Genomic DNA, 26,111 nt, shown 5'->3' with positions numbered 1-26,111 from the left:
ACGGAACCGCGGACCCGCCCGCAGAATGGGCCGATCAGACCGAAAGTGGGTTCTTGCACACGTCCCGAGCCTGTTGCTGCACCCCGCTCAGGGCACGGGCCATGGCAGGGGAAGCCACCTGGTCGGCGGCCGCGTCGATCCGGGCCTTCGCCTCGGCAGCGAGACCCTCCGGCGGGTCGTCCGCGTTGTAGGTCTCGGGGTCGACCTCGGCGGCGTCCAACGCCTCCGACAGGCTTTCGATGCGCGTCACCACGGTGTCCCACTCGTCGCGAAGGTCGGAGGGTGACTTCTCACGCAACGCCTCGAAACTGGGAAGCGCGGCCATGAGGGCGGTCGGTCCGCCCTCCGCCAGCGCTTCACTGATCGCCTTCTGCTGGGTTGCGACTTCGTCGCAGTAGTCGGCGAAGGGGTCGCTCTGGCAGCCGACCAAGGTGGTCAGGAGCAGCACCCCGGCCACCCATCGCGCGGCCCGCAGCCGGCGGATCACCGCAACTCCTCGTTGGCGCGGCGTACGACGTCTCGCATCGTCTGCGGGTCCGGACCGGCCCGCAGCACCTCGCGCGAAGAGCTGGGGAGGACCTGGTCCGCGGCGGCCCCGAAGATGCGGGTGATGTCGGCGGCGGTGCCGCCCTGGGCCCCGTAACCGGGGGCCAGGATCGGACCGTTGATCGCGAAGGCCGTCGGGTCCCGGAAGTTCGGGTACTCGATCGTCGCGCCGACCACCGCACCGAAGGAACCCCACGGGTCGACGTCGACGTTGAGGGTGCGCAGGTGAGCCAGCATCGACTCACCGACGCTGAGGCCGTCGCGCAGGGCACCCTGCACCTCGGCGCCCTCGGGGTTGGAGGTCAGGGCCAGCACGAAGACCCCGGCGCCGTGTTCGGCGGCCGTATCGATCATCGGGCTGATCGACCCGAAGCCCAGGTAGGGGCTCACGGTGATGGCGTCCGCGGCCAGGGGGCTGGACGGGTCGAGGTAGGCGTCGGCGTACGCCTGCGATGTGGATCCGATGTCGCCACGCTTGACGTCGAGCAGGACCTGGGCGCCTGCCTCACGGGAACGCTGCACGACCTTCTCGAGGACCGCCACCCCGCGGCTGCCGAACCGTTCGTAGAACGCGCTCTGGGGCTTGATCAGGGAGCAGTGCTCCGCGACCGCGTCGACCGCGCCCAGGGCGAACCGCTCGAGCCCCTCGACGTCGTCGTTCAGACCCCACTGCCGGAGCAGCGCAGGGTGCGGATCGATGCCCACGCAGAACCGGCCCCGCTCGGCGACGGCGGCGTGCAGTCGGGCGCCGAAGGTCGATCCGCCTGTCCCGGTTGGCATGGTCACGCTCCTGAGGGTCCGGTCGGTGTGGTGAGGTCAGCCAGGACGCGGCGCGGCCAGGCGGGCCCCTCGTAGATGAAGGCACTGTAGGCCTGCAGGAGGGTGGCTCCGGCAGCCAACCGGTCGCGTGCGTCGGCGGCGCTGGTGATCCCCCCGACGCCGATGAGGGCCATGTCCGGCCCAACTCGCTCCCGCAGGAGCCCCATCACCTCGTTGGCTCGCTCGCGCAGAGGCGCACCCGAGAGACCACCAGCGCCGATGGCTTCGATCCGCGCAGCAGGCGTGCGCAGGCCGGTCCGGGAGATCGTGGTGTTGGTGGCGATGATGGCGTCCAGGCCGATCTCGAGCGCCATCTCCGCCACCGCGAGCACGTCCTGATCGTCCAGATCGGGGGCGATCTTCACCGCGAGCGGCACACGCCGACCCGCGGCCCGATCGGCGGTAGTCCGCACGGCTTGCAGGAGGGGACCCAGTCGCTCCACCGACTGGAGGGTGCGCAGGCCGGGGGTGTTCGGAGAGCTGACGTTGACGGCCAGGTAGTCGGCGAAGGGGGCGAGCAGGCGGGCACTCATCGTGTAGTCCTCGACCACCGCGGCCTGGTCGTCCTCCGGGACGATCTTGGTCTTGCCGATGTTGATGCCCAGGACCGGCCCGTTCGACGAAGTACGCCTACGGAGCCGCTCGGCCCGCTGGTGAAGTCGGACGGCCACCGCGACGGCTCCGTCGTTGTTGAAGCCCATCCGGTTGATCACCGCGCGGTCCTCGGGGAGCCGGAACAGCCGCGGGGTGGGGTTGCCGGATTGGGGCTGTGCGGTGACCGTGCCGATCTCCACGTGCCCGAACCCCAGCGCCGCGAGGGCATCGATGCCCAGGGCGTTCTTGTCGAAGCCGGCGGCGAGCCCCAGCGCGTGCGGGAAGCGCAGTCCCATGGCCGTGACCGGGGTGGCCGCGGGGGTCGCGAGGCGGTCGAAGGCACGCAACGCCGGGGACATGCCGCGGATGGCTCCGAAGCCCCATTCGTGTGATCGTTCCGGGTCCACGCGGACCAGCGCCCGGTCGAAGAGGGTGCGATAGAGCGCCATCAGGTGCTCGGCGCCTCCTCGCGTCGTGCCCAGTCCTGCAGCGATCGGACCCCGATGTCACCGCGTCGCATCGCCTCGATCCCCTGGACGGCTGCGCCGAGCCCCTGAACGGTGGTGAGGCACGGGACGTTGGCCATCACCGCGGCGGTGCGGATCTCGTAGCCGTCCAGGCGTGCGTGGCCTCCGTCGCCGGAGCTGTACGGCGTGTTCACGATCAACTGGATCTCGCCGTCGTGGATCAGTTGCACCGTGGTCTTCTCGCCGTGCGGACCGGGACCCTCGAAGTGCTTGCGCACCACGGTGGAGGGCACTCCGTTGCGGCGCAGCACCTCGGCGGTCCCCTGGGTTGCGAGAATCTCGAAGCCCATGTCGGCCAGCACCTTGATCGGGAAGATCATCGACCGTTTGTCACGGTTGGCCATGGAGACGAACACCCGGCCCTCGGTGGGCAGCGGCCCGAAGGCGGCCGCCTGACCCTTGGCGAAGGCGGTGCCGAAGTCGCGGTCGAAGCCCATCACCTCACCGGTGGACTTCATCTCGGGTCCCAGCACGGTGTCGACCTGTTGTCCGTCGGCGGTGCGGAACCGGTTGAACGGCATCACCGCCTCCTTGACGGCGATCGGTTGGTCGGCCGGGAGGTTGCCTCCGTCGCCGGTGGCGGGCAGGAGCCCGACGGTGCGCAGGTCGGCGATGGTCTCGCCCATCATCACCCGCGCCGCGGCCTTGGCCAACGGGGTCGCCGTCGCCTTCGAGACGAAGGGAACCGTGCGGGAGGCCCGCGGGTTCGCTTCGAGGACGTAGAGGATGTCGGAGCTCAGGGCGAACTGGATATTGATCAGTCCGACCACACCGACCCCACGGGCGATCGCCTCGGTGGCCTCGCGGATCCGCTCGACCTCCCGCTCACCCAGGGTGATGGGCGGCAGGGCACACGAAGAGTCACCGGAGTGGATCCCGGCTTCCTCGATGTGCTCCATCACGCCGCCCAGGAAGAGGTCCGTGCCGTCGTACAAGGCATCCACGTCGATCTCGACGGCGTCGTCGAGGAAGCTGTCGACCAGCACCGGGGCGGCGCGGCTGATCAGCCCCGCCGCGACGTACTTCTCGAGGTAGGCGCGCAGCGCGTCGTCGTCGTAGACGATCTCCATGCCGCGTCCGCCCAGCACGTAGGAGGGTCGGACCAGGACGGGGTAGCCGATCCGGGTCGCGATCATCTGCGCCTCGGGATAGGAGGTCGCGGTCCCGTGCTTGGGCGCCATGAGGCCGGCGTCGTGCAGGACCCGACCGAACTCGCCGCGCTCCTCGGCGAGGTTGATGGCCTCCGGTGAGGTGCCGACGATCTGCACCCCGTTGTCCTTCAGACCCTGCGCGAGACCGAGGGGCGTTTGGCCCCCGAGCTGACAGATCACGCCCGCGACCGGTCCGGCCTGCTCCTCGGCGTGCACGATCTCGAGGACGTCCTCGAGGGTGAGCGGTTCGAAGTAGAGCCGGTCGGAGGTGTCGTAGTCGGTGGAGACGGTCTCCGGGTTGCAGTTGACCATCACCGTGTCGTAGCCGCCCTGGGGCAGATCCGGGTCACTCAACGCCAGGCTGGCGTGCACACAGGAGTAGTCGAACTCGATGCCCTGACCGATCCGGTTGGGGCCGCTGCCGAGGATGATCACAGCCGGGCGCTCTCGGGGCGGCACCTCGGTCTCCTCGTCGTAGGAGCTGTAGTGGTACGGCGTGGCCGCCGCGAACTCGGCCGCGCAGGTGTCGACGGTCTTGTAGACCGGACGGATGCCGAGGGCGTGGCGTACGCCGCGGACGACATCGGGCGTCATACCGCGGATCTTGCCGATCTGGACGTCGGAGAACCCGTGGCGCTTGGCCCGCCGCAACAGTGCAGGAGTCAGTTCCTTGGCTGCGGTGACCTCGGCGGCGATCTCGTTGATGAGCACGAGTTGGTCGACGAACCAGGGGTCGATCTTGGTGGCGTCGAAGACCTCCTCAGGAGTGGCTCCTGCCCGCAGGGCATCCATCACCTTGCGCAGGCGTCCGTCGTGGGGCACCGCGATCTCTTCGAGGAGTCCGGCCTTGTCGAGGTCGACGTACTCCTGGTGCCAGTCGAAGACGGCCGAGGGGCTCTCGAGGGAGCGCAGCGCCTTCTGCAGTGCTTCGGCGAAGTTGCGACCGATCGCCATCGCCTCGCCGACCGACTTCATGTGGGTCGTCAGGGTCGGATCGGCGCCCGGGAACTTCTCGAAGGCGAAGCGGGGCACCTTGACCACGACGTAGTCGAGGGTGGGCTCGAAGGCCGCCGGGGTGCTCTGAATGGTGCCGTCGGCCAGCACCCGGGTGGTGATGTCGTTGGGGATCTCGTCGAGGGTGTAGCCGATGGCCACCTTGGCCGCGATCTTGGCGATCGGGAAGCCGGTGGCCTTCGAGGCCAACGCGCTGGACCGGGACACCCGGGGGTTCATCTCGATGACGATGAGGCGACCGTCGGCCGGGTTGACGGCGTACTGGATGTTGCAGCCGCCGGTGTCGACGCCGACCTCACGGATGATGCCGATCGCCATGTCGCGCATGTGTTGGTACTCGCGGTCGGTCAGCGTCAGGGCCGGGGCGACGGTGATCGAGTCGCCGGTGTGGACGCCCATCGGGTCGACGTTCTCGATCGAACAGATGATCACCACATTGTCGGCGGTGTCCCGCATCACCTCGAGTTCGTACTCCTTCCACCCGATGATCGATTCCTCGATCAGCACCTCGGTGGTCGGGCTGGCCGAGAGACCGGCGCCGGCGATCCGGCGCAGCTGGGTCTCGTCGAACGCGATCCCCGAACCGGTGCCGCCCATGGTGAAGCTGGGGCGCACCACGATGGGGTAGCCGAAGGTCTCGACCGCGGCGAAGCAGTCGTCCAGGGTGTGGCAGATCGCGCTGCCGGCGACCTCTCCGCCGAGGCTCTCGACGATCTTCTTGAACGACTGCCGGTTCTCGCCCCGGTTGATGGCCTCGATCGAGGCCCCGATGAGTTCGACGTTGTACTTCTCCAGGACACCGGCGGCGTCCAGCGCCATCGCGGCGTTCAGGGCCGTCTGTCCGCCGAGGGTGGCCAGCAGCGCGTCGGGGCGCTCCTTGGCGATCACCTGCTCGACGAACTCCGGGGTGATCGGCTCGACGTAGGTGGCGTCGGCGAACTCGGGGTCGGTCATGATCGTGGCCGGGTTGGAGTTCACCAGGATCACGCGTAGGCCCTCGGCCTTCAGGACGCGACAGGCCTGGGTGCCGGAGTAGTCGAACTCGCAGGCCTGGCCGATGATGATCGGCCCGGAGCCGATGACCATCACGCTCTTGATGTCGGTGCGTTTGGGCATCTCAGGACTCCCCGGCGGTGGTTGAGGTGCGAGGAGCGTCAGCGACGAGCCTCGAAACCCCGTCACCACCGCCCAACATGTCGGTGAACCGGTCGAACAGGTACGCCGCGTCGTGCGGGCCGGCCGCTGCTTCGGGGTGGTACTGCACGGAGAAGGCCTTCAGCCGGCCGCTCTCGTCGCGTAGTTCGAGGCCCTCGACCACATCGTCGTTGAGGCAGACATGGCTGACCGTGGCGGCGCCGTACGGCGTGGTGGTGGCGCCGGTGCGAGGCGCGTCGACCGCGAACCCGTGGTTGTGGGCGGTCACCTCGACCTTGCCGGTCGTGATGTCGAGGACCGGCTGATTGATACCGCGGTGTCCGTAGGTCAGTTTGTAGGTGTCGAAGCCCAGAGCGCGACCGAAGAGTTGGTTGCCGAAGCAGATCCCGAAGTACGGCAGGCCTCGTTCCAGCGCCGCCTGCAGCAACGCGACCTGGGTGGTCGTGGCGGCAGGGTCACCGGGCCCGTTGGAGAAGAACAATCCGTCGGGCGAGACCGCCAACACATCCTCGATCGTGGCGGTAGCCGGCAGGACGTGGGTCTCGATGCCCCGCTCGGCCAACCGGGTCGGGGTCATGGTCTTGATCCCGAGGTCGAGGGCGGCGACGGTGAAGCGCTTCTCCCCCTGGGCCGGGACGACGTACGCCGTGGCGGTCGAGACCTCGCTGGCCAGTTCGGAGCCACTCATCGCCGGCGCCGCGAGCACCCGGGCCAGTAGCGCGGCGGGGTCGGTCTCGGCCGACGAGATGCCGACGCGCATCGAGCCTCGTTCGCGCAGGTGTCGGGTCAGCGCCCGGGTGTCGACGCCGGAGATCCCGACGACCCCGTAGGAGACGAGCTCCTCATCGAGGGTGCGCACCGATCGCCAGTTGCTGGGGCGCCGGGCAGGGTCGCGCACGACGTACCCGGAGACCCAGATCCGATCCGATTCGGTGTCCTCGTCGTTGACCCCGGTGTTCCCGATGTGGGGAGCGGTCATCACGACCACCTGACGGTGATAGCTCGGGTCGGTGAGCGTCTCTTGATAACCGGTCATCCCGGTGTTGAAGACGGCTTCACCGAACGTCTCCCCCGGTGCGCCGTAGCTCTCACCGTGGAAGGTGCGACCGTCCTCGAGGACCAGGATCGCTGGAAGGGGGCTCGTTGTTGTGCTCATTACTGGGGCATGCGTAACCACGCCGTACTCCTTCTCCGCCTCACAGGACGAATAGTTAAAGGATGCCGAACGCAGCAGAGACTAGCAGCGTTGGGAGCCTGGACAGCATCGCGCCGTACGAGGCGAGACCGGTGGCCGCGCCGTCATGATCGGAGCGGAACATTGCAGAGTGCTACCGTTGTTACACACTGCTACGGAGGACGACGATGACAGGTGTCCACGACCGGGTGACCCGGTTCTCTGCGGACCTCGTGGAGGCCGCAGCCGCCGAGGGAGCACGCCAATCCCGCTCGGCCCGACAGCAGTTGGATCATTGGGTCCGGGTCGGCCGTGCGGTGTCGAGTGGGACCAGCGCCGAACGCACACGGGTCGAGCAGGCCCTCGCCGGCGATCTCGCGCTCCACGACCTCACGAAGCAGGAGGCGGTCGTTGTCCACGCCGAGATCACCGCGGCCATCGAGGAGCGACTCGACACCACCGACTTCGGCCAGGAACTCGCAGCAGAAGGCATCACCACCGTGGCCATCGACGACGACGGAAATCTCGTCGAGCACTCCCCCGACGGTTCGACGTGTCTCCTCGGCCCGCTTCTCGCCGGCTGAGCGCCCGCTGACTCATCGTGCGTCTGGATCTGGTGGTCGGCCCGAACGGCGCCGGCAAGACCACCTTCACGCGCAAGATCCTGCTCCCCGCGCTCCCTCCCGGGACCGCCTTCGTCAACGCCGACGAGATCGCGGCCACGCGCTGGCCAGAGGACGCCGAGGCCAGGTCGTACGACGCAGCGCAGGTCGCGGCGGCGACGCGCGTCGCGCTGATCGCGAGCCGACGACCCTTCGTGGCCGAGACGGTGTTCTCCCATCCCTCGAAACTCGACCTCGTCGACCACGCCCACTCGGAGGGCTACACCGTCGCGCTGCACGTGCTCCTCGTCCCCGAGGACCTGACCGTCGAACGGGTCCGTCGCCGGGTGGCCGCCGGCGGGCACTCGGTCCCCGAGCAGAAGATCCGCGAGCGCTACCACCGGTTGTGGCCGGTGGTCGCCCGAGCCATGGAGTCATGCGACACCGCAACGGTCTACGACAACTCGGCCCACCGTGGCCCCCGCATCGCGGCGCAACTGACCTCGGGGGTGGCGATCGGCCGCATCGGTTGGCCGTCGTGGACGCCCGATCCACTCACCCGCCGCTGGCCCCCGACGCCGAGTCGGCGCTAATTGACACAACAAGCGCCGAGTCGGCGTCGCACGCGCGTCAACTTGCGCCGACTCGTCAGGAACGCTTGTTGACCCCACGTTGGGCGGGTGCGGTCCACGGGTCCTCGGGCCAGGGGTGCCGGGGGTAGCGACCCCGCATCTCGGCGCGGACCGCGGGGTAGGCGGAGTCCCAGAACGACGCCAGGTCAGCGGTGACCGCGAGCGGTCGTCGGGCCGGCGAGAGCAGATGCAGAAGGAGCGGCACCCGGCCGTCGGCCAGGCGAGGGGTCTGCGACCAGCCGAAGGCCTCCTGCAGCTTCACGGCCAGGACCGGCTGCTCCGGCTCGTAGTCCACCCGGACCGACGAACCGCTCGGGACGACCACCCGCTCCGGCGCCAACTCGTCGAACCGACCCGCCTGCGGCCAGGGCAGCAAGCGCCGTAGCGCGGAGAGTACGTCGATCCGGCGGAGGTCGCTGGTGCCCCGGATGTTCCCCAGTTCGGAGCCGAGCCACCCGTCGATGTCCGACAGCAGCGCCTCGTCGTCGACCGCCGGCCACGGGTCGCCGAGAGCGCGTCGGAGGAACGCCATCCGCTGACGCAACGTGGTCGACGTCTCCTTCCACGGCAACACCGCCAGGCCTTCGCGGCGCAGGCCTTCGCGGACGGCCCCCGCCACCAGCAGCGGATCCGGCGAGGCCAGGGTGGTCGAGGCGAGCTCGATCGCACCCAGGCGGGTGACTCGCCGGGCGACGACCCGCCCCTGCTTCCACCGGACCTCCTCGCCCTCGGACCACCGGGCGGACGCGGCTTCCTGCGCCAGGTCCTCGTCCAGGGGCGCCGCCGATCGGATGAGCGCCTCGCTGGCCCCGGCGCGACGGTCCACATCGCCGACGGCCAACCACTCGATCCCCGCCAACCCGGATTCGCCGCGGGGCAGGACGGCCCCGGTCCCACCCACCATGAGGTACGACGTCCCGCCCGGTCGGCGGCGGGCGATCCGGTCGGGGTGCACGTGGGCGACGACCGCTCCGACGGCCAGGTCGTCGGTCAGGTCGTCGGTCGCGCCCGCGGCTGCGTTGGGCAGCGCCTTGCGCAACCGGTCCCGGGTGCTCTTCCAGCGAGCCGCGTCCGGCGTCCTTCCTTGACGTTGGCTGCGCAGGGCGGCGACCAGGTCGGCCCCCGGGGACCTGATGTCCTCGGCGAGCAACGCCACGATCTCGGCGGCCCTGGCAGCGCCGACCAGACCCGCGCCGTCCAGCAACCCCCGCGCCAGTCGGGGATCCACTGGTGTCGCGGCCATCAACCGGCCCCGTGGCGTCAGAACTCCCGCCGCATCCACGGCACCGAGGTCTCGCAGGGTCTCTGCGGCGATCCTCATCGCCACCTCCGGGGGTGGATCCAGCAGGGAGAGGTCGGCACCGTCGGGTGATCCCCACAGGGCCAACTCCAGGGCGAACGCGGTGAGGTCGGCGGTCGCGATCTCCGGCGCCGGATGGGCGTCGAGGTGGGCGTGTTCGGCCTCCGACCAGCACCGGTAGACCGAGCCCGGTCCTTCGCGACCCGCCCGGCCGCCACGCTGCTCGGCCGAGGCCCGACTGACCCGCACAGTGACCAACCCGGCCAGACCACGGCGGTGGTCGGTGCGCGGCTCGCGGGAGAGTCCGGCGTCCACGACGGTGCGCACTCCCGGCACGGTCAGCGACGATTCCGCCACCGCCGTCGAGACGACTACTCGCCCCCGTTCGCCGAGGGCCAGCGTGCGGTCCTGCTGGGCCGCCGGCAGGCGGCCGTGGAGCGGCTGAACCTCTACGCCGCCCCCGGCGAGACGACTCAAACGCCGGACCACGCCGTCCACCTCCGCGACCCCGGGGCAGAACACCAACAGGTCCCCGGTCTCGCGATGCAGCGCATCCGCCGCGGTGGCCGCGACGTGGTCGAGGAACCGGGGCGTGACGCCCCGCTCGTCCATCCGTTTGACCCCCGCCGGTAGCGGCGCCCATCGCTGAGCGACCGGATGCAACGCCCCGGGTACGTCGATCACCGGCACCCCACCGGCCCCACCGCCGAGCGCCATCGCCGTCCGCTCGGCCTCGATCGTCGCCGACATGGCGACCAGGACGAGGTCCTCTCGCAGGGCACCGCGGACGTCGACGAGCAGGGCCAGGGTCAGGTCGCTGTCCAGTTGGCGTTCGTGCACCTCGTCCAGGACGACGGCGGCCACCCCCGGCAGGTCGGGGTCGCGTTGGATGCGGCGCAGGAGCAGCCCGGTGGTGACGAACTCGATGCGGGTCGAGGCACCGATCTGCCGGTCGCCCCGGACGGCGTACCCCACCGTCCGACCCACCGGCTCGCCCAACAGGTCCGCCAGGCGGCGCGCCGCCGCCCGGGCCGCGATCCGGCGCGGTTGGGTGACGATCACCCGGGCGCCGGGACCGACGAGGTCCGCCACTGCGGGAGGCACCAGCGTGGTCTTCCCCGATCCGGGAGGCGACTGGAGAACGGCCGATCCCCCGCTGCGCAACGCTGTCACCAGCGCCTCCAGCCCGCCGGCGACCGGAAGATCCGGCGGCGACCCCAGAAGGCGAGCGATCGGGTCGGTGCTCACCCCCCGACGAGCATCCCGTCGAGCACCGTCGGGCGGCCACGCAGCACCGTGGCGTGCACGGTTGCTCCCAGGGTGCGGCCGTGCCACGGGTTGTTGCGGGACAACGAGACCGACACGTCGCGGTCGACCGTCAGCTGTGCCGAGGGGTCGATCAGGGTCAGGTTGGCGGGGGCGCCGACCACGAGGTCGTGGCCCTGACCGGTCAGGCCGGCGATCTGGGCCGGCCGCGTCGACATCACCCGTGCGACATCGGACCACTCCATCCGACCGGACTCGACCATCACCGAGGCCACCACGGACAGGGCGGTCTCCAGACCGAGCATCCCGAAGGCTGCGTCGACGAACGCGTGTTCCTTGTCGTGGCGAGCGTGCGGGGCGTGGTCGGTGGCGACGGCGTCGATGGTGCCGTCGGCCAACCCGGCACGCAACGCCTCGACGTCCTCGGCCGGCCGCAGCGGCGGATTGACCTTGTACGTCGGGTCGTAGCCCACCACCTGGTCCGTGGTGAGGATCAGGTGGTGGGGGGTGACCTCGGCGGTGACGTCGATGCCCTGCGCCTTGGCCCAGCGCAACACCTCGACGGTGCCGGCGGTGGAGGCGTGCGCGACGTGCAGGCGTGACCCGGTGTGCCGGGCGAGCATGACGTCACGGGCGACGATGACCTCCTCGGCGATCCCGGGCCAACCGGGCAGTCCTAGGCGACCGGAGATCTCCCCCTCGTGGCAGCACGCGGTGGGGCCGGCCAGGTCGGGGTCCTGGGCGTGCTGACTGACCACGCCACCGAAGGCCTTGACGTACTCCAGCGCCCGTCGCATCACCCGGGGGTTGGCCACACACTTGCCGTCGTCGGAGAACACCCGCACGCGGGCCGACGAACGAGCCATCAGGCCGAGTTCGGCCAGTTCCTCGCCGGCCAGGCCACGGGTGACGGCCCCGACGGGTTGGACGTCGACCAGTCCGGCCCGCAGGCCAAGCGCGTGCACGCGTTCGGCGGACTCGGCAGTGTCGGTGACCGGGTTGGTGTTGGCCATGGCCAGGACGGCGGTGAATCCGCCGACTGCTGCGGCGGCGGAGCCGGTCCGGATGGTCTCGGCGTCCTCCCGACCTGGTTCGCGCAAGTGGGTGTGGAGGTCCACCAAGCCGGGCAGTGCGATCAGACCATCGGCGTCGATGACCTCGGCGTCCCCGGCACTCGGCGACCCGACCTCGACGATCCGGCCGTCGCGCACCAGGAGATCGGCAGCACCCTGTCCCAGGATGTTGGCGCCCTTGATCAGCAGATCCGTGGTGGTGGTCATGCGGACGTCCCGTCGCCTGAAAGCAGGTGGTAGAGGATGGACATGCGGATCGCGACCCCCGCGGAGACCTGATCCAGGACCAGTGACTGCGCCGCGTCGGCAGCGTCCGCTGCGATCTCGAGCCCCCGGTTCATCGGGCCGGGGTGGCAGATGGGGACGTCGGGACCCAGGACGGCCAGGCGGTCGCGGGTCAGGCCGTATCCCACGGTGTACTCCCGAGCGCTCGGGAAGAATCCGCCGGTCATCCGTTCTCGTTGGACCCGCAGCATCATCACCGCATCGGCCCGGGGCAGTTCCTCATCGAGGTCGTACGACGTGCGGAACCCGGCCGCACGCGACCACGTCTCGATGCCGCTGGGCATCAGGGTGGGCGGAGCGACCACGGTGACGTCGGCACCCAGGGCCGTCAGACACAGGACGTTGCTCCGGAAGACCCGGCTGTGGGTGAGGTCGCCGACCAGCAGGATCCGGCGACCCTCCAACGGGCCGAGACGGCGTTGCAGCGTGTACGCGTCGAGGAGGGCCTGGGTGGGGTGCTCGTGGGTGCCGTCGCCGGCGTTGATGACGACCGCGTCGACCCACTGGGCGACCTGATGGGCCGATCCGCTGGCGCTGTGACGCATCACGAGCGCGTCGACCCCCATGGCGGTGATGGTCTGGACGGTGTCACGCAGGCTCTCGCCCTTGGAGGCCGAACTGCCCTTGCCTGCGATGTTGATGGTGTCCGCGGAGAGCCACTTGCCGGCGATCTCGAAGCTGGACCGGGTCCGGGTGGAGTCTTCGAAGAACAGGTTGATGATGGTCCGGCCACGCAGAGCCGGCAGCTTTTTGACCTCACGACGCTGGACGTCGTGCATCTCCGCGGCGGTGTCGAAGAAGGTCGTCATCTCATCGACGCTCAGGTCGGCGACCGACAGCAGGTGGCGGCTCATGCGATCCGCACCTCTTCGGTGTCGTCCAACTCGGAGAGGCGGACCATGACGCGTTCGGTGCGGGCACTGGGCAGATTCTTGCCGACGTGGTCGGCCCGGATCGGGAGCTCGCGGTGCCCCCGGTCGACGAGGACCGCGAGGCGGACCACCTCGGGGCGACCTAGGTCGTTCATCGCGTCGAGGGCTGCCCGGACGGTGCGCCCGGAGTAGAGGACGTCGTCGACCAGGACGACGGTCTTCCCGTCGATGCCACCGGGCGGGACCTCGGTGTGCTGCGGTCCGCGGGCGGGATGCTTGCGCAGATCGTCGCGGTAAAGCGTGACGTCCAACGCCCCCACGGCGACCTCGACCCCCTCCACCTCTCGGATGAGGGCAGCGATCCGGCGCGCCAGCGGGACACCGCGGCTGGGGACGCCGAGGAGCACGAGGTCGCGGGCACCCTTGTTGCGTTCGAGGATCTCGTGGGCGATCCGGGTCAGGGCGCGGTTGATGTCGCGGGCGTCGAGGACCACTCGGCCCGACGGCGTCGCGGTGGGGTCATCGGCAGGACCAGTGGAGTCAGTGGCGGGCGGGGCATTCACGAGGACTGCCGGACCTCCTTCTCCGCCTCACAGGACGGCTAGTTAAAGGATGTCGATCGCCGCTGACCCTAGCCGATGTCGAGCAGCACCTTGCCGACAGTTCCACCCTCGACCGCGTCGTGGGCCTCGGCGGTCTGCGCCAGGCTGAAGTGGTGCAGCGGCAACCCGGCGTGCTCACCGACCTGCAACGCCCCAGCGGCGACCGCGGCGTTGACGTCCTCCGCGGCGGCGCTCAGCATCGAAGGATCCAGCGTGTAGAGCAGCACTCCCTGGATGCGGACGTTCTTGGCGAAGCTGGGGCGCACCGGCAGCCCCGCGTCATCTCCACCGTTGTTGGCGTAGAACGCGATGGTGCCGTGGTTCTTCACGACCTCGAGGTCGAGACCGAGGTTCTGGGCCGGGGCGACCTCCACGATGAGGTCCACCCCATCCTGCGCCAGTTCCGCGATGCTGGCGGCCGCGTCCTCGGTCACGTAGTTCACGACGTGATGGGCTCCGGCGGCGAGCGCCGCGCGACCCTTGGCCTCGTTGCTCACGGTGGTGATGACCCGGGCTCCGGACCAGACGGCGAGTTGGATGGCGGCGTTGCCGACCGCCCCTGCTCCCCCGGCGACCAGGACGACCTGGCCGCTCATCGTCCCGGGCCCGAGCCGCCGCGTCGCGTCGGACGAGGTGAGGGCTCGGTGGGCGGTCACCGCCGGGACCCCCAGACTCGCGCCGAGGTCGAAGTCGGCCCGATCCGGAAGCGGGTGCACGTTCGCGGCGGGCTGGACGGTCAGTTCGGCGCCCGCGCCGTAGGCCCGACCGTGCTGGGCCAGGACCAGCCACACCCGGTCGCCGGGTCGCACATGGCGTACGCCGCTCCCGACCGCTTCGATGGTTCCGGCACCGTCCTGCCCGGGCACCACCTCGTCATACCCCGACATCATTGCGGCCCGGAACTTCCAGTCGGTGGGGTTGACCCCCGCTCGCACGACCCGCACCAGGACCTCACCGGGCCCCGGTGAGGGATCGTCACGCTGGACGAGTTGGAGGACGGACGAAGGACCGGTGTGTTGGTAGACGACTGCTCGCATATGTGAGGCAGCGTCAGACGATCGCTGCTTGTTCCCTTACTTGAGGAGGAATTTCTTGGTGGTCGTGGTGCCCTGGGAGCGGATGATGATCTTGGCCCGCACCGAGCGCTTGCCGCGGGTCGCCTTCTTTCCCAGGCCGGTGAGTTTCACCGCGACTCGGGACTTGCCCCTGGGTCCGATCGAGAAACGCTTCGTCTTGGCCAACTGCTTGCCGCCCTTGGCCGTCTTGATGGCGATCTTCCCCTTGGCCGATCCGACGGACTTCAGGGGAACCTTCACCTTGCCGTTGCGGGCCGCGATGCGTCCGGTGGTCATCCTGGCGCCACAACTCGAGGCGCTCACCTTGGATGTCCCGGCCGCCACCCGCCCGGCGGCACCGCCGGTGCACATGGTGAATCGAGCGGTGATCAGGTGGGAGGGGGCGCTGAAGGAGTCGGTGCGCTCCTCGCGCGGGTTGATCTGCGGGTAGAGCATGATCGTCGAGGGGTTCCCGGGGGTTCCCGTTTGGCTGGAGTTCGGCGGGTTACTGGTCACCCGCACCGGGAGCGTGCCGGTGTTGGAGGTCGCGCTGATCCCGACGTAGTCGGCGATGTCTACGTTGTTGATCGGGTCGTAACCGGTCTCCACCGGAAGATTCAGCGCAATATTGGTGACTGCGTTGGGTCGCAGTCCGAAGCTCCGGGTCATCTGCTCGCCGAAGCAACAGGCCGCCGCGCCCTGGGAGGGGACCCCTCCATTGCCATCGCGCGCGATGTAGGCACGCACGACGGTGAACCGCAGTGGTGCGGGGTTGGGGCCGCTGCGCACGCTGACCGCTGTGACGCGGCCCCTGCCGGGAGCCAGACCGCTGGGCTGAACGGGGATACCGTTCTGATTGAAGGTCGGCAACTGCACCCACGTGCAGGAGGTGGTGCCGCTGGGCCACACCCCGTAGTCACCGTTCGCGTTCTGCAGTCGGGGCCCGGCCTCGCACCCGTAGTTGACGTTGGGCGCCGCCCGGGTGGACCCCCCGAAGTCCACGGCCGCCGCTGGGCTCACCGGAGCCAGCAGGCTTCCTGTGAGGGCAACTCCGGCGGTGACGAGCGTCGCCATCTGGATGTGCGTACGTCGTGTCCTCACAGTGATTCCCCTCCACAGCTGATCGAGACCAATCGACATTACTCCCGATCAAGCTGCCCCGTCATCCCCTGCGCACGATGAATCGTCGAGGCTCAACGATCCTGATCTACGGGCTCGGCCGTGACGATCAGGTTGCTGTCGTAGCCCGTGCCGGGCCGGTAGGTCCCCGAGCAGGTGATCAGCACCAGTCGGTGGTCCCCCTGCTGGTCCAGGGCCCCGCTGGAGGCCGCGAGCGCCTGCTTCGTCACCGTCCGCACCGAGGTGACCCGATAGACCCGGCTGTTCTCGTCGTCCTCGACCGAGATCCGCTCACCCACGTCGATCGTCAGGAGCCGCGCGAAGTAGCCCAGGCCATCGGTGGCCGAGTCGACGTGTCCGGCGATCACGGTGGAGCCGAACGGATCGCCGATGAAGGAACTGCCGTCCCACCAGCCGACGTGATCGACGTTCTCCGGCACCTTCAGTTCGCCGTCGACGGTCTTCGCCGGGAACACCTGAGCACTCTCCCCGCCGGGAAGCACCACCGACTGGGGCACGAAGGTCACCCGCTGCGATTCGGCGGTGGTGCCTTGCCGAGCCGACTCCGGGGCCGTTGCGTCTGAGGCGGTCGGCGAAGCGGGATCGGTTTCCGGGGTCCCCTTCGCGGTGGTCACGGTGGCCGGGAGATCCGCGGCCTTTTCCGTTTCGGTTCCCTGCGGGGCTCCGCAGGCCGTGCCGGCGAACAGCACCGCGAGGACCAGGGCCCCGGCCGCTCGGCTTCTACCGGCCGGTGTCATCTCCAGAGGGTCCAGGCCACCACAGGGGTGTGGCCCACGGCCTGGCCGCCGGTTCCGGTGTTCACCTCATCGGGCGCCTTCGAACCGAACGACCCGGTGCGCAACACGTGCTTGGCGATATCCATCGTCGAAGCGGTGGGATCCCCCACGGCGTACACCCGCACGAGCGAGCCACCCTTCACCGCCACGTCGCGAGGCCCGAACACGGCGGGGCCGGACTGGCCCGTGGGCACGATGTCGACGGTGTAGGAGCCCTCCGGAACCGTCAGGGTCAGGGACTCCCCGTTGGCCACGTTCTCGAACAACACCTCCCCGTTGACGCGGATATCCGCCGGAGCGACAGCCGCTGTGTGCGCCACCGTGAGCCGGGACTTGCCACGGGGCACCGAATCGAGATCGTTCTCGAACACGGTGGCCTGTGCGGGTTCGGTCGCCGAGTTGGGCAGGTGCACGACCACATCGGAACTCGATGCAGCAGCAACGTCCATCGTGCGTTCCAGCACGACCTCGTCACCGTCACTGACCCGAAGGGACCGGCTCCCGGGCTCCACATCGAAGGGACCGAGCACCGAGGAGGTCGCGGCGTCCTCCTCCACCAACTCACCGTCGATCTCGACGTCGAGACTTCGCTCGGGGATGCCTTGCACGACGTAGATCTCGGCGTTCGCGGCAGCCTGTCCCGGGCTCGCCGCACCGATCGTGGCCAGGGCGACCGCACCTCCAAGGGAGGCAGCCACCAGTGATCTCGAGATAAGTGGTGTTCGTCTCACTCCACTATGCTACGTCGACACCACCAAAATCGCGATCCGTCCGGTGACCTGATCGTTCACCGGATTCACCCCTGGCCATGATGTGGGAGGTAGTGCACGTGACCATCCCCTTGGGGCGTATGGCTCTCCGTCGGCTCGTGGCGGTGGGTGGGGTCGCTTCCCTGATCGCCGGCGCTGCGCTGATTCACACCCTCACCACCGACCAGCCGTCGGCTCCGGAGTCCTCCCAAGCGTCGGCCGCGACCAGCCTCAGCCTGCCGCCCGACGGATTCCCCCAGGACGGACCGGGGCTCACCGAGCCGGGCGTCTTCGTTGGCGCGGAACCCTTGCCTGACGGTCGCCTACGCGTCAAGGAGTGGGTCTTTCTGCTGGACCCGGTCGAGGAGATCGGACTCGATGCTCCCGATCTGACGTCGGCCGGCCCCCTTTTCTCGGGGACGGACCCCTCGGCCTCGTCAGTGCGCATCACGGCCGATGGTGGCGCGGTCTCGATCAAGAACGACACGGTCGATTCGGCCGCCTCGTTGTCGGTGGAGGATCCGACCCTGGTCTATGAGGTGAAGTACGAACTCGAGGGGGCCAGCGTTCTCAGCGAGGGAACGGCGACCGGGAGGGCGTTGGCGGCGCTGACCCCGCTGTCGACCGGCCTGCCCGAGGATCTCCCCGTCATCTTCGGTGTGGTCGGAACCTCGGTGCGGAACCTCTCTTGCCCTGCCTCGGCGTCCCCGCAGAAGCCGTGCGCCGAGGGGAAGTCGCCCTACATGCGAACCGAGGAACTGGCTCAGAGCGAGGCCATCGTGGTCGTCCAGCTCGATCTACCGCAGTAGCGCCCCGCAACCGCGAGCGGCAGCCAACCTCAATGCCTTCAATCGATGCGGTCCAGCGCCACCTGGATGACCCGGTGCAGGGTGGGGTAGGCAAAGTGCGTTCCGGAGATGGTCTCGATCGGGATCTGCGCGTGTACGGCCAGTGCGAGTAGGCCCAACACCTCACCGCCGTACGGCGACATGGCGGACGCGCCGACCAGGACGCGTCGGTCCAGGTCGGCCACGAGTTTGATGATTCCGTCATTGCCCGGACCGTGCATCCACCCTCTACTGGACTTGCCGATCTGCGCCACGCCGATGCCTACGTGCACTCCCGCGTCTCGGGCCTGCTCCTCGGTCATCCCCACCGCACCGACCTCGGGATCGGTGAACGTCACTCGTGAAACGGCGTGGTAGTCCGCCGGCCCCGGATCCTCGCCGAGCAGATCGCTCACCACGATCGCGGCTTGATAGAGCGCTACGTGGGTGTAGGCACCCTTGCCGGTGATGTCACCGACCGCCCATAGTCGCTCTCCCGCGCGCAGCGTGTCGCCGACGGGGACTTCACCGGCCTCAGGATCCAGACCGACGGTCTCCAGCCCCAGATCCGCGAGTTGGGTCACCCGGCCGGCGGCCACCAGGAGTTGCTCGGCGCGCAGGACCTCGCCGTCGAGGTGGACCTCGAACTGGTTGGTGTCGCCGTCATGATCGACGCGTTGGATCTCGACGCCGGTTCGCAAGGTGACGCCCTCGCGGGTGAACACCTCGGTGAGCACTTCGCTGGCCTCGGGTTCCTCCACGCTCAGGATGCGGTCGGAGGCGTCGAGGAGGGTGACGTCGGTCCCGAAACGGGCGTAGACCTGGGTCAGCTCACACCCGATGTTGCCGGCGCCGATCACGATCATCGAGGCGGGTGCGTCCTCGAGACGGAACACCTCGCGGTTGGTGAGGTACGGCGTGTCCGCGAGCCCGTCGATGGGCAGGCTGGCGGGGGCGGTGCCGGTCCCGAGGATGACTCCTCTGCGGGCCACGAACTCCTCGGTGCCCTCGGCGGAGGTGACCACGACCCTCCCCGGACCGTTCAAGCGACCACGGCCTCGGACGAGCCTGACCCCGGACTCCTCCAGTTGTTCGACGTGCGCCTCATCGGACCATTCGTGAGTGGACTCCAGGATTCGCTGACGCGGGACGGTGTAGTCGGGCTCGATGGCCGACTCCCCCGCCAACTCGGCAGCGTGTCGGGTCTCCGCCACCGTGTGGGCGGCCCGGACCAGCAACTTGGAGGGGGTGCACCCGGTGAAGGGGCACTCGCCACCGACGAGGTGCTCCTCGACACCGACGACCACGAGTCCCGCGGCGGCGAGTTTGTTGGCGGCGTACTCACCCCCGGGGCCCAGCCCGATGATGACGACGTCGACTTCCTGGGGATGGCTCATGTTGGTCGCTTCCTAGGGGTGGATCAGCGGGACAGGTGCCGGGACCAGGCGAAACAGAACAGCCCGAACGCCGCGAACCCCAGACCGATGGCGATGGTCAGGGGCGATCCGAAGGGTTGCTCGAGCAGGGTCCGCAGCGCCTGATCCAGGCCGCCGGTCTCGTCGGACTCGCGGGTCAGGGCGGCGTAGGCGAAAAGCGCCCCCACGAGACCCAGAGCGACCCCTTTGGCGGTGTACCCGATCCGGCCGAGCCAGACGTAGGCGGTGCCGTCAGCGCCGGAGGAACCGGAGGACTCCAGGTCCTTCTTGAAGCGGTCCCCGATCGCCTTGCGCAGCAGCATGCCGCCGGCGATCAGGAGGCCTAGTCCCACTGCTGCCACGAGGATCTGCCCGCCGGGCATGCTCAGCACCTTGGCGGTGAAGGTCTTGGTTCCGCCTCCGCCGGAGGACCCGGAGCCGAGGAGGAGGCGCAGCGCGTTGACCCCGATGGTCAGATAGATCACGACCCGACCGGCCGAGACCAGTCGCTTGAGGATCCGTTGGCGACCCTCCTTGTCGAGGTGGCCGAAGCCCGCCTCAATGCCTTGCCACAGAGCCAGCAGGATCATGCCCACGGCAACCGCACCGACGGCGAACATGCCGAACGGCTTCTGCGCCAACTCCCGGATGGCCCCATCGCTGGACGGTGATCCGGAGCTCTGCCCCAACGCCAACTGGATGGCCAGCCAGCCGATCAGCAGGTGCACCACCCCGTAGGCGAGCAGACCGATCCGGGCGACGTGGTCGACCTCGTCGCTGTGATGCATGACCGACTTCAGTCGGCTGAAGGTTGACGACACCGGGCAACTCTAAGCAGTCGGTCTTCCGGCGTCATCACCCCATGGGATGGCTCTAACGGTCATACGAGCGATTCGCGGTTGCGCTGGATCGCACCGAGGATTCCGTTGACGAAGGGAGGCGAGTCGTCGGTGGAGAGTTCACGCACCAACCCCATCGCCTCGCTGACCGCCACGGTGCCCGGGACGTCCTCGGGCCCCCAAAGGAGCTCCCAGACCCCGAGGCGCAACACGTTGCGATCCACGGCCGGCATCCGGTCGATCGTCCAGTCGGTGGAGTACTCCGTGAGCAGCTCGTCGATCCTCGCGGCGTGCTCGGCGACCCCACGAACCAGCGTCGCGGTGTAGGCGTTGTTGGGCGGTTCCCCGTCGCCGATCGCGGCGTCGAGGGCATCGACGGCCGATTCGCCACGCATGTCGGCGGCGTACAACAGGTCGAGTGCCCGCTTGCGAGCCTTGGAACGAGCTCCCATCAGGACTTGACGCGGCCCTGGTAGGACGAGTCGCGCGTGTCGACCTTGATCTTCTCGCCCTGCACGATGAACAGCGGCACCTGGATCTCGTGACCGGTTTCCAGGGTCGCCGGCTTGGTGCGACCCGTGGCCGAGTCCCCGGCCAGGCCGGGCTCGGTGAACGTGATCTCGAGCTCGACCGAGGCGGGGAGCTCGATGTAGAGCACGCGACCCTCGTTGGTGGCCACCACGGCCTCCTGGTTCTCCAGGAGGAAGTTGCTCGCGTCACCCACCAGTTCGGGGGTGATCTCGATCTGGTCGTAGGTGCCGGTGTCCATGAAGACGTATGACGTGCCGTCGTTGTAGAGGTACGCCATGCTGCGCTTGTCGACGTTCGCGATGTCGACCTTGACGTCAGCGTTGAAGGTCTTGTCGACCGTCTTGCCCGACTCGATGTTCCTGAGCTTGGTCCGCATCACGGCGCCGCCCTTGCCGGGCTTGTGGTGCTGGAACCACATGACCTGCCAGAGCTGGCCGTCGAGGTTGAGCACCATGCCGTTCTTCAGGTCGTTGGTCGTTGCCATGCGCGGGAGAACCTCTTCACGTTGGGGAACAGTCAGGGCGGCCGGCCGTCAGGCAGCGCCACCGAGCGAGTTTAGGGCAGAGCGCGGCGAGCGCCGATTTGTAGCCGTCCGCTCGCCCGTTGAGGTGCGAACACCGCCCGCCGCCTCACGCCGGTTGAGGTGCGACAAGCGCCAAGAGCCTCACGCCGGTTCAGGTGCGACAAGCGCCAACAGCCTCACGCCGGTTGAGGTGCATGGAGCGCCAGCAGCCTCACGCCGGTTGAGGTGCCAGGAGCGCCAGCAGCCTCACGCCGGTCGAGGTGCGAGGAGCGCCAGCGACGAGCCTCGAAACCCCCGTCGCCGATCCACCCACACCACCCCGAATCCCCCGGAGAACCAGCCAAAAATACCGTTACCATTCCGTGACCTCAGCCCCTGTGGAGAACCCCGATTTCGGGGCAGGAGTGTCGGTGCTCAGTGCTGGAATAGACACATGGCCAAAGACGAAAGCACCGAGAATCGGGGACACCCGATCAGTGCTTTCGCACGCCAGATCGAGGCCGGTCTCGAGGACCTGGTCGAGACCCAGACGTGGTCCATGGAAGACACCGACGTCGCCGACACCACCCTCCTTCTCGCCCGACTCGAGGCCCAGGTCGCCGAACTCAGCCGCCGGGTCCTGGCTGAGGCCGACCGCCGTGACGTCGCCGGCGACACCGGCGGGACCTCCACGGCGAACTGGTTGGCTCACACCACGAAACTCACCCGGACAGAAGCGAACCGGCGGGTCAAGCAAGCGAAAGCACTCGACACCCACGAACAGACCCGTACGGCGCTGGCGACCGGTGACCTCCACGTCGAACAAGCAGAAGTCATCGCCCGCGCCGTCGAATCGTTGCCCACCGACAAGTGCCCACCCGAAACCGTCGCCCTGGTCGAATCAACCCTGATCGAGAACGCCTCCGAATTCGACGCCAAGACCTTGAAGATCCTCGGCTGGCGGGTCTGGGAGGTCCTCGACCCCGAAGGCGCCGAAGCCTTTGAGGCAGAACAACTGGCGAAGGAAGAAGACTCAGCCCGCGACAAGACGAGGCTGATCATGCATGACGACGGGTCCGGGGCCGTGCGGGGCAGGTTCGTGATCCCCTCCGCCCAAGGAGCAATGTTCCGGAAGCTCCTCCTGGCGTTCGCCGCACCCAAACATCAAGCCGCCAAGGACAAGACCGCCGAACCCGAGGTTGAGGAACTGACCGAGCGAGCCGCGACCCCGAAACGGATGGGTGAGGCGTTCTGCGAACTCATCGAATCCTTCCGCACCGAGGACGCACCCCGCTCCGGTGGCGTCTCCGCCACGGCGGTCATCCACCTCGACTACGACACCCTCATCGGTGGCCTGAAGCCAGCCCACCTCGACACCGGGGAACCCATCAGCCCAGGACAGGCCCGACGCATCGCCTGCGAGGCAGGGATCCTGCCTGTCGTCCTGAACGGCGCCTCTCAGGTCCTCGACCTGGGCCGCACTCGCCGCTACCACTCCAAGAGCCAACGGATCGCGGCCAGCATCGAACACCCCACCTGCCAAGCCGCGAACTGCGACTGGCCCGCAGGCATGTGCCACATGCACCACCTCGACCCCTGGCACCAAGGCGGCAACACCGACCTCAGCAAAACAGCGGTCCTGTGCCCGCGACATCACACCCTGATCCACCACCACGACTACGCCCACGAAATCAGACCCGACGGCACCATCACCTTCCACCGCAGAATCTGATCAGCGGCCGAAGAATGCCCGATCCCGACTTACGCGAACGGCACATGTGGGCCCACCCGACGGCGCAACCTTGCAAGTCGTAAATAGATCCTCCGATGAGTTCACCTTTGCTATCCCTCGAATCTGTATGGTTCCTGCATGAGCCGCCAGCCTGTCCCCCTCCCCGATGCGCTTGAACTTATCGCCAAGGAGGAGAACCAGCTTTGGGACCACAAGTCGTCCACCGGTGGAGGAGACACGATCCAGAAGATCGCAGTCGCTCTCGCAAACGCCGATGGAGGCCAGTTCTCAGTTGGGATCGAGGATGAAAAGCATCATGCCGGAATAGATCGGTGGCAGGGGTTCACCACTATCGAAGATGCCAACTTCGTACACCAGTCGCTCTCGCGTGAGGTGTCTCCCGCTTTGGACTATGAATATGATTTCTTTGAAATTTCAGGGCAAGAGCAGCGTGGCCTTGTAATGGTCGTGACCGTGCCTCGTTCAGGTGACGTTCACTACACCTCCGCCAAGAAGTGTTATCTGAGAGTTTCGGCGTCGTCTCCTGAGGTTAAAGGTCGATCCGTTGCAGATCTACAGTTGTCCAAGGGCGTCCTTTCCTATGAAGATCAGCGACTTTCGGACTACGATTTTAATGAGTGGGCCGTTGAGCCGGAACTGCTGAACTTCCTGAGCGAGTACAGCCCGAAATCCACTCCAGAGTTCCTGGCATCGCGCGAGCGCCTGAGCGATCGAGACTCTCAACAGATGAAGGTAGCTGCGGCTGTTCTCTTCGCTGCTCACCCATCAGGCGTTGTCCCAAAGCGTTGCGGTATCAAGATCGCGAGGTATGCCACGGCAGGAGAGCCCACGCGTCAGAACCTCGATGGTGCTCCACTGACAATCACGGGTCCTGCCCGCCAACTTGTAGAGGAAGCGATCAGAGAAGCGACAGCAATCATCAACTCAGTATCGGTGTTGGAACCGGACGGGTCGTTCGCGCCGATGGAGTATCCCCCGGAGGCCCTTAAAGAAATCGTCGTGAATGCGGTTATTCACCGCGACTACAACATATCCGACGATGTTCGCATCGCGATATTCGACAATCGAGTTGAAGTCAGAAGCCCCGGTGGGCTAGCCGGTCATATGACGCTGGATTTGCTTTTCAAAGAACGTGCCGCAAGGAACACCAAGATACTTCGATTGCTGAATGGGTATGCGACCCCGCTGAACCAAGACATTGGTGAGGGCTTGACCACGGTTGTGGAGTCGATGGCAGCCGCCCGCTTGCGCGAACCCCGTTTCGCAATCGATGGGAACGCATTCGTCGCAGTCTTGCCGCACGAGAGGCTCGCGAGGCCGGAGGAGATCGTGATGGAATACCTCGTTACGCATGACGAGATCACGAACCGGATTGCCCGCGGCCTCACGGGCATCACTTCGGAGAACACCATGAAGGAGGTCTTCTACAATCTGCGCGACACCAACAAGATTGAACGAGTCCCGGGCAAGAACGGGAACAAAGCCGCTTGGATGAAGGCAGGACAGCCGGTCACACCTTGACTTGAAGTAGCGACGAAACTCGTTTGGTCGTGAGGGTGGCGTCGCGCCGGGCGGGCGGGCGGGCGTCTTTCGGGTCGCAGGGGCCCGGGTGCGCGACGTAGGAGTGCGTTCGGGTGGCGGCCCGCCGCCCGTCTGGCATGAACACACCCGCCCGTATAGGCCGTTCCATGGAGAAGCACATATGCGCGCTACGGGATGCTGAGAACAGACACGCCCATCACTGACACCAGGGCATGAGGCGAGGGCCTCGACTCTCTTTTGTCTTCTCCTGGTCGAGGTCCTCTTCCGCCTCCGACGACATCCATTGCACGTTCGACGGTTACCCCGGGATTGTGGAGCCGCGTGTGGAATCAGTCGGGCCCGGCGAGTTCGGTCAACGACAGGTTGTTGCCGTCCGGATCGAGAAACCATGCGATCCGGCTGCCTCCCGGAGCTGTCCACACGCCGCGATCGTCCTGATTCATGCCCTGGTATCGAGTGAATGTCACTCCGTGGGCAACGAGACGATCGACGGTCGCATCGAGGTCGGAGACGCTCCAGCCCAGAACGGTGTAGGGCACCGGTGCGACGTCGTCGACGACGGTGATGCGCAGCGTGGAACCGGCGAGTCGGGCAACAAGCGCGAACGGCCTCTCGTCGGCTAGCCGCAGACCCAACTGATCACCGTAGAAGGTCTGCGCCCGATCGAGGTCGGATACGCCGATGAAGCCGACGAGTGTCGAGGACGCGAGCATCACACCCCCAGGAGATCCCGCTGTAGTGCGACGGCTGCATGGGGCGACCCACCAGTCGCTATAACGGGAACCCACCTGCGAGTTTGTCGAAGCTGAAGCTGAGCAGTGCTCTGGTGGATCGGTTCTGAAGGAAGCCGATGGCGAAGTCGGCACCTCCGACGTCGAGCCGCTGGACATCGGTCAGCCGCACCCAGTCGCGAGTCCACGTCCTCTGAAAGATCTCGATCTGACCGTCTCGCAGGAATCGCACGTTCCAGATGCTGCGTTGACCGGTGGCCCAACTCCCCCTGCTATTGACGATTCGATCGGAGAAGGTCACGAGAAAGTCCGCGCCGAGGTCTCCGTCTATGAGCACCGCCAGTCCGTTGGCGCAGGCGGCGAAGTCCGGGCTGGGCTCGGTCGATTCCTCTCGATTGGCCTTGTCGTAGACCACGCCCATCGCGGCGTGAACGTAGTTGTCCGGGTGTTCGTCGACCCAGTCGTACAGGTCCGAGAAAAGTGGCATGCTCTGGTGCTCCTCTGGTGCATTTGAAACACGAACGCGGGAGCAACCGTCACCAGTCAGACATCAGAACAGGTGCCAGTCAACCGGTGTCTAGAGCGTTGTCTTCTGTCCTTCGCGACCAGGTGAGGGTTCACCACGACGAGCGTCGGTAT

General features: G+C 67.6%; 24 protein-coding genes. 5 read left to right on the top strand and 19 right to left on the bottom strand.

Annotated features, from left to right (window positions below; genetic code table 11):
• Nucleotides 1–34: 34 nt before the first annotated feature.
• The 5 genes from ACYVLV_RS11760 to carA are packed head-to-tail and all read right to left on the bottom strand — an operon-like array spanning nt 35 to nt 6,962.
• Nucleotides 35–487, bottom strand: a complete 453-nt coding sequence (locus ACYVLV_RS11760; RefSeq protein WP_460810137.1) for a hypothetical protein — start codon at nt 485–487, stop codon at nt 35–37.
• Nucleotides 484–1,326 (bottom strand): orotidine-5'-phosphate decarboxylase, encoded by an 843-nt coding sequence (gene pyrF / locus ACYVLV_RS11755; RefSeq protein WP_460810134.1) that lies wholly within the window; start codon nt 1,324–1,326, stop codon nt 484–486. The genes ACYVLV_RS11760 and pyrF overlap by 4 nt, the downstream gene beginning before the upstream one ends.
• A 2-nt stretch (nt 1,327–1,328) precedes the next feature.
• On the bottom strand, nt 1,329–2,408 hold the full coding sequence (locus tag ACYVLV_RS11750; protein WP_460810133.1) for a quinone-dependent dihydroorotate dehydrogenase: 1,080 nt from the start codon (nt 2,406–2,408) through the stop codon (nt 1,329–1,331).
• A complete protein-coding gene (gene carB, locus ACYVLV_RS11745) occupies nt 2,408–5,767 on the bottom strand; it encodes a carbamoyl-phosphate synthase large subunit (RefSeq protein ID WP_460810131.1) in 3,360 nt (1,119 codons plus the stop codon). Before carB ends, ACYVLV_RS11750 begins: the two co-directional genes overlap by 1 nt.
• Before the next feature lies 1 nt (nt 5,768).
• Nucleotides 5,769–6,962, bottom strand: a complete 1,194-nt coding sequence (gene carA / locus ACYVLV_RS11740; protein ID WP_460810127.1) for a glutamine-hydrolyzing carbamoyl-phosphate synthase small subunit — start codon at nt 6,960–6,962, stop codon at nt 5,769–5,771.
• Between the two features lie 206 nt (nt 6,963–7,168).
• Between carA and ACYVLV_RS11735 the strand changes: the two genes are divergently transcribed.
• Together ACYVLV_RS11735 and ACYVLV_RS11730 are read left to right on the top strand one after the other, a co-directional pair.
• Nucleotides 7,169–7,564, top strand: a complete 396-nt coding sequence (locus tag ACYVLV_RS11735; protein ID WP_460810126.1) for a TA system antitoxin ParD family protein — start codon at nt 7,169–7,171, stop codon at nt 7,562–7,564.
• Between the two features lie 17 nt (nt 7,565–7,581).
• Entirely contained in the window at nt 7,582–8,175 is a 594-nt protein-coding gene (locus ACYVLV_RS11730; protein ID WP_460810124.1) for an AAA family ATPase, read from the top strand.
• A gap of 55 nt (nt 8,176–8,230) precedes the next feature.
• Here the strand turns inward: ACYVLV_RS11730 and hrpB are convergent, their stop codons facing one another.
• The 8 genes from hrpB to ACYVLV_RS11690 all read right to left on the bottom strand — a co-directional run bounded on the left by hrpB (nt 8,231) and on the right by ACYVLV_RS11690 (nt 17,281).
• Entirely contained in the window at nt 8,231–10,762 is a 2,532-nt protein-coding gene (gene hrpB, locus ACYVLV_RS11725; RefSeq protein WP_460810123.1) for an ATP-dependent helicase HrpB, read from the bottom strand.
• Nucleotides 10,759–12,060 (bottom strand): dihydroorotase, encoded by a 1,302-nt coding sequence (locus tag ACYVLV_RS11720; RefSeq protein WP_460810122.1) that lies wholly within the window; start codon nt 12,058–12,060, stop codon nt 10,759–10,761. Before ACYVLV_RS11720 ends, hrpB begins: the two co-directional genes overlap by 4 nt.
• Nucleotides 12,057–12,992 (bottom strand): aspartate carbamoyltransferase catalytic subunit, encoded by a 936-nt coding sequence (locus ACYVLV_RS11715; RefSeq protein ID WP_460810121.1) that lies wholly within the window; start codon nt 12,990–12,992, stop codon nt 12,057–12,059. Before ACYVLV_RS11715 ends, ACYVLV_RS11720 begins: the two co-directional genes overlap by 4 nt.
• Nucleotides 12,989–13,573, bottom strand: coding sequence for a bifunctional pyr operon transcriptional regulator/uracil phosphoribosyltransferase PyrR (pyrR, locus tag ACYVLV_RS11710; RefSeq protein ID WP_460810120.1), 585 nt, complete (start codon nt 13,571–13,573; stop codon nt 12,989–12,991). Before pyrR ends, ACYVLV_RS11715 begins: the two co-directional genes overlap by 4 nt.
• 68 nt (nt 13,574–13,641) lie before the next feature.
• On the bottom strand, nt 13,642–14,649 hold the full coding sequence (locus ACYVLV_RS11705; protein ID WP_460810119.1) for an NADPH:quinone reductase: 1,008 nt from the start codon (nt 14,647–14,649) through the stop codon (nt 13,642–13,644).
• 36 nt (nt 14,650–14,685) lie between these two features.
• Entirely contained in the window at nt 14,686–15,768 is a 1,083-nt protein-coding gene (locus ACYVLV_RS11700; protein ID WP_460810116.1) for a hypothetical protein, read from the bottom strand.
• A 92-nt stretch (nt 15,769–15,860) separates the two neighbouring features.
• Nucleotides 15,861–16,544: a class F sortase gene (locus ACYVLV_RS11695; protein WP_460810115.1), complete on the bottom strand. Its 684-nt coding sequence runs from the start codon at nt 16,542–16,544 to the stop codon at nt 15,861–15,863.
• Entirely contained in the window at nt 16,541–17,281 is a 741-nt protein-coding gene (locus ACYVLV_RS11690; protein ID WP_460810114.1) for a DUF4397 domain-containing protein, read from the bottom strand. Before ACYVLV_RS11690 ends, ACYVLV_RS11695 begins: the two co-directional genes overlap by 4 nt.
• A gap of 131 nt (nt 17,282–17,412) precedes the next feature.
• On the opposite strand from ACYVLV_RS11690, the gene ACYVLV_RS11685 reads away from it, so the two are divergent.
• A complete protein-coding gene (locus tag ACYVLV_RS11685) occupies nt 17,413–18,141 on the top strand; it encodes a hypothetical protein (RefSeq protein WP_460810113.1) in 729 nt (242 codons plus the stop codon).
• Between the two features lie 38 nt (nt 18,142–18,179).
• On the opposite strand, the gene ACYVLV_RS11680 is transcribed toward ACYVLV_RS11685, so the two are convergent.
• Genes ACYVLV_RS11680 through efp form a run of 4 tightly spaced genes read right to left on the bottom strand, consistent with a single transcriptional unit; the run spans nt 18,180 to nt 21,428 of the window.
• Nucleotides 18,180–19,556, bottom strand: coding sequence for a dihydrolipoyl dehydrogenase family protein (locus ACYVLV_RS11680; RefSeq protein WP_460810111.1), 1,377 nt, complete (start codon nt 19,554–19,556; stop codon nt 18,180–18,182).
• Nucleotides 19,557–19,579: 23 nt separating this feature from the next.
• Nucleotides 19,580–20,395 carry a DUF1206 domain-containing protein gene (locus ACYVLV_RS11675; RefSeq protein ID WP_460810110.1) on the bottom strand — a complete coding sequence of 272 codons (816 nt, stop codon included), beginning with the start codon at nt 20,393–20,395 and terminating at the stop codon, nt 19,580–19,582.
• 59 nt (nt 20,396–20,454) lie between these two features.
• Entirely contained in the window at nt 20,455–20,865 is a 411-nt protein-coding gene (nusB, locus tag ACYVLV_RS11670) for a transcription antitermination factor NusB (RefSeq protein WP_460810109.1), read from the bottom strand.
• A complete protein-coding gene (efp, locus tag ACYVLV_RS11665; protein ID WP_460810108.1) occupies nt 20,865–21,428 on the bottom strand; it encodes an elongation factor P in 564 nt (187 codons plus the stop codon). The genes nusB and efp overlap by 1 nt, the downstream gene beginning before the upstream one ends.
• A gap of 472 nt (nt 21,429–21,900) precedes the next feature.
• On the opposite strand from efp, the gene ACYVLV_RS11660 reads away from it, so the two are divergent.
• Complete coding sequence (locus ACYVLV_RS11660) at nt 21,901–23,178, top strand: HNH endonuclease signature motif containing protein (protein ID WP_460810106.1); 1,278 nt, start codon at nt 21,901–21,903, stop codon at nt 23,176–23,178.
• Nucleotides 23,179–23,316: 138 nt separating this feature from the next.
• Complete coding sequence (locus ACYVLV_RS11655) at nt 23,317–24,720, top strand: ATP-binding protein (RefSeq protein ID WP_460810104.1); 1,404 nt, start codon at nt 23,317–23,319, stop codon at nt 24,718–24,720.
• A 350-nt stretch (nt 24,721–25,070) separates the two neighbouring features.
• Here ACYVLV_RS11655 and ACYVLV_RS11650 read toward each other — a convergent pair whose 3' ends face one another.
• Together ACYVLV_RS11650 and ACYVLV_RS11645 are read right to left on the bottom strand one after the other, a co-directional pair.
• Nucleotides 25,071–25,454 (bottom strand): VOC family protein, encoded by a 384-nt coding sequence (locus ACYVLV_RS11650; protein WP_460810250.1) that lies wholly within the window; start codon nt 25,452–25,454, stop codon nt 25,071–25,073.
• Between the two features lie 58 nt (nt 25,455–25,512).
• Entirely contained in the window at nt 25,513–25,959 is a 447-nt protein-coding gene (locus ACYVLV_RS11645) for a hypothetical protein (RefSeq protein ID WP_460810103.1), read from the bottom strand.
• Between the last annotated feature and the right edge of the window lie 152 nt (nt 25,960–26,111).

The organism is Nocardioides salsibiostraticola, from assembly GCF_054783655.1.
This window is presented reverse-complemented; position numbering and strand designations above follow the sequence as displayed.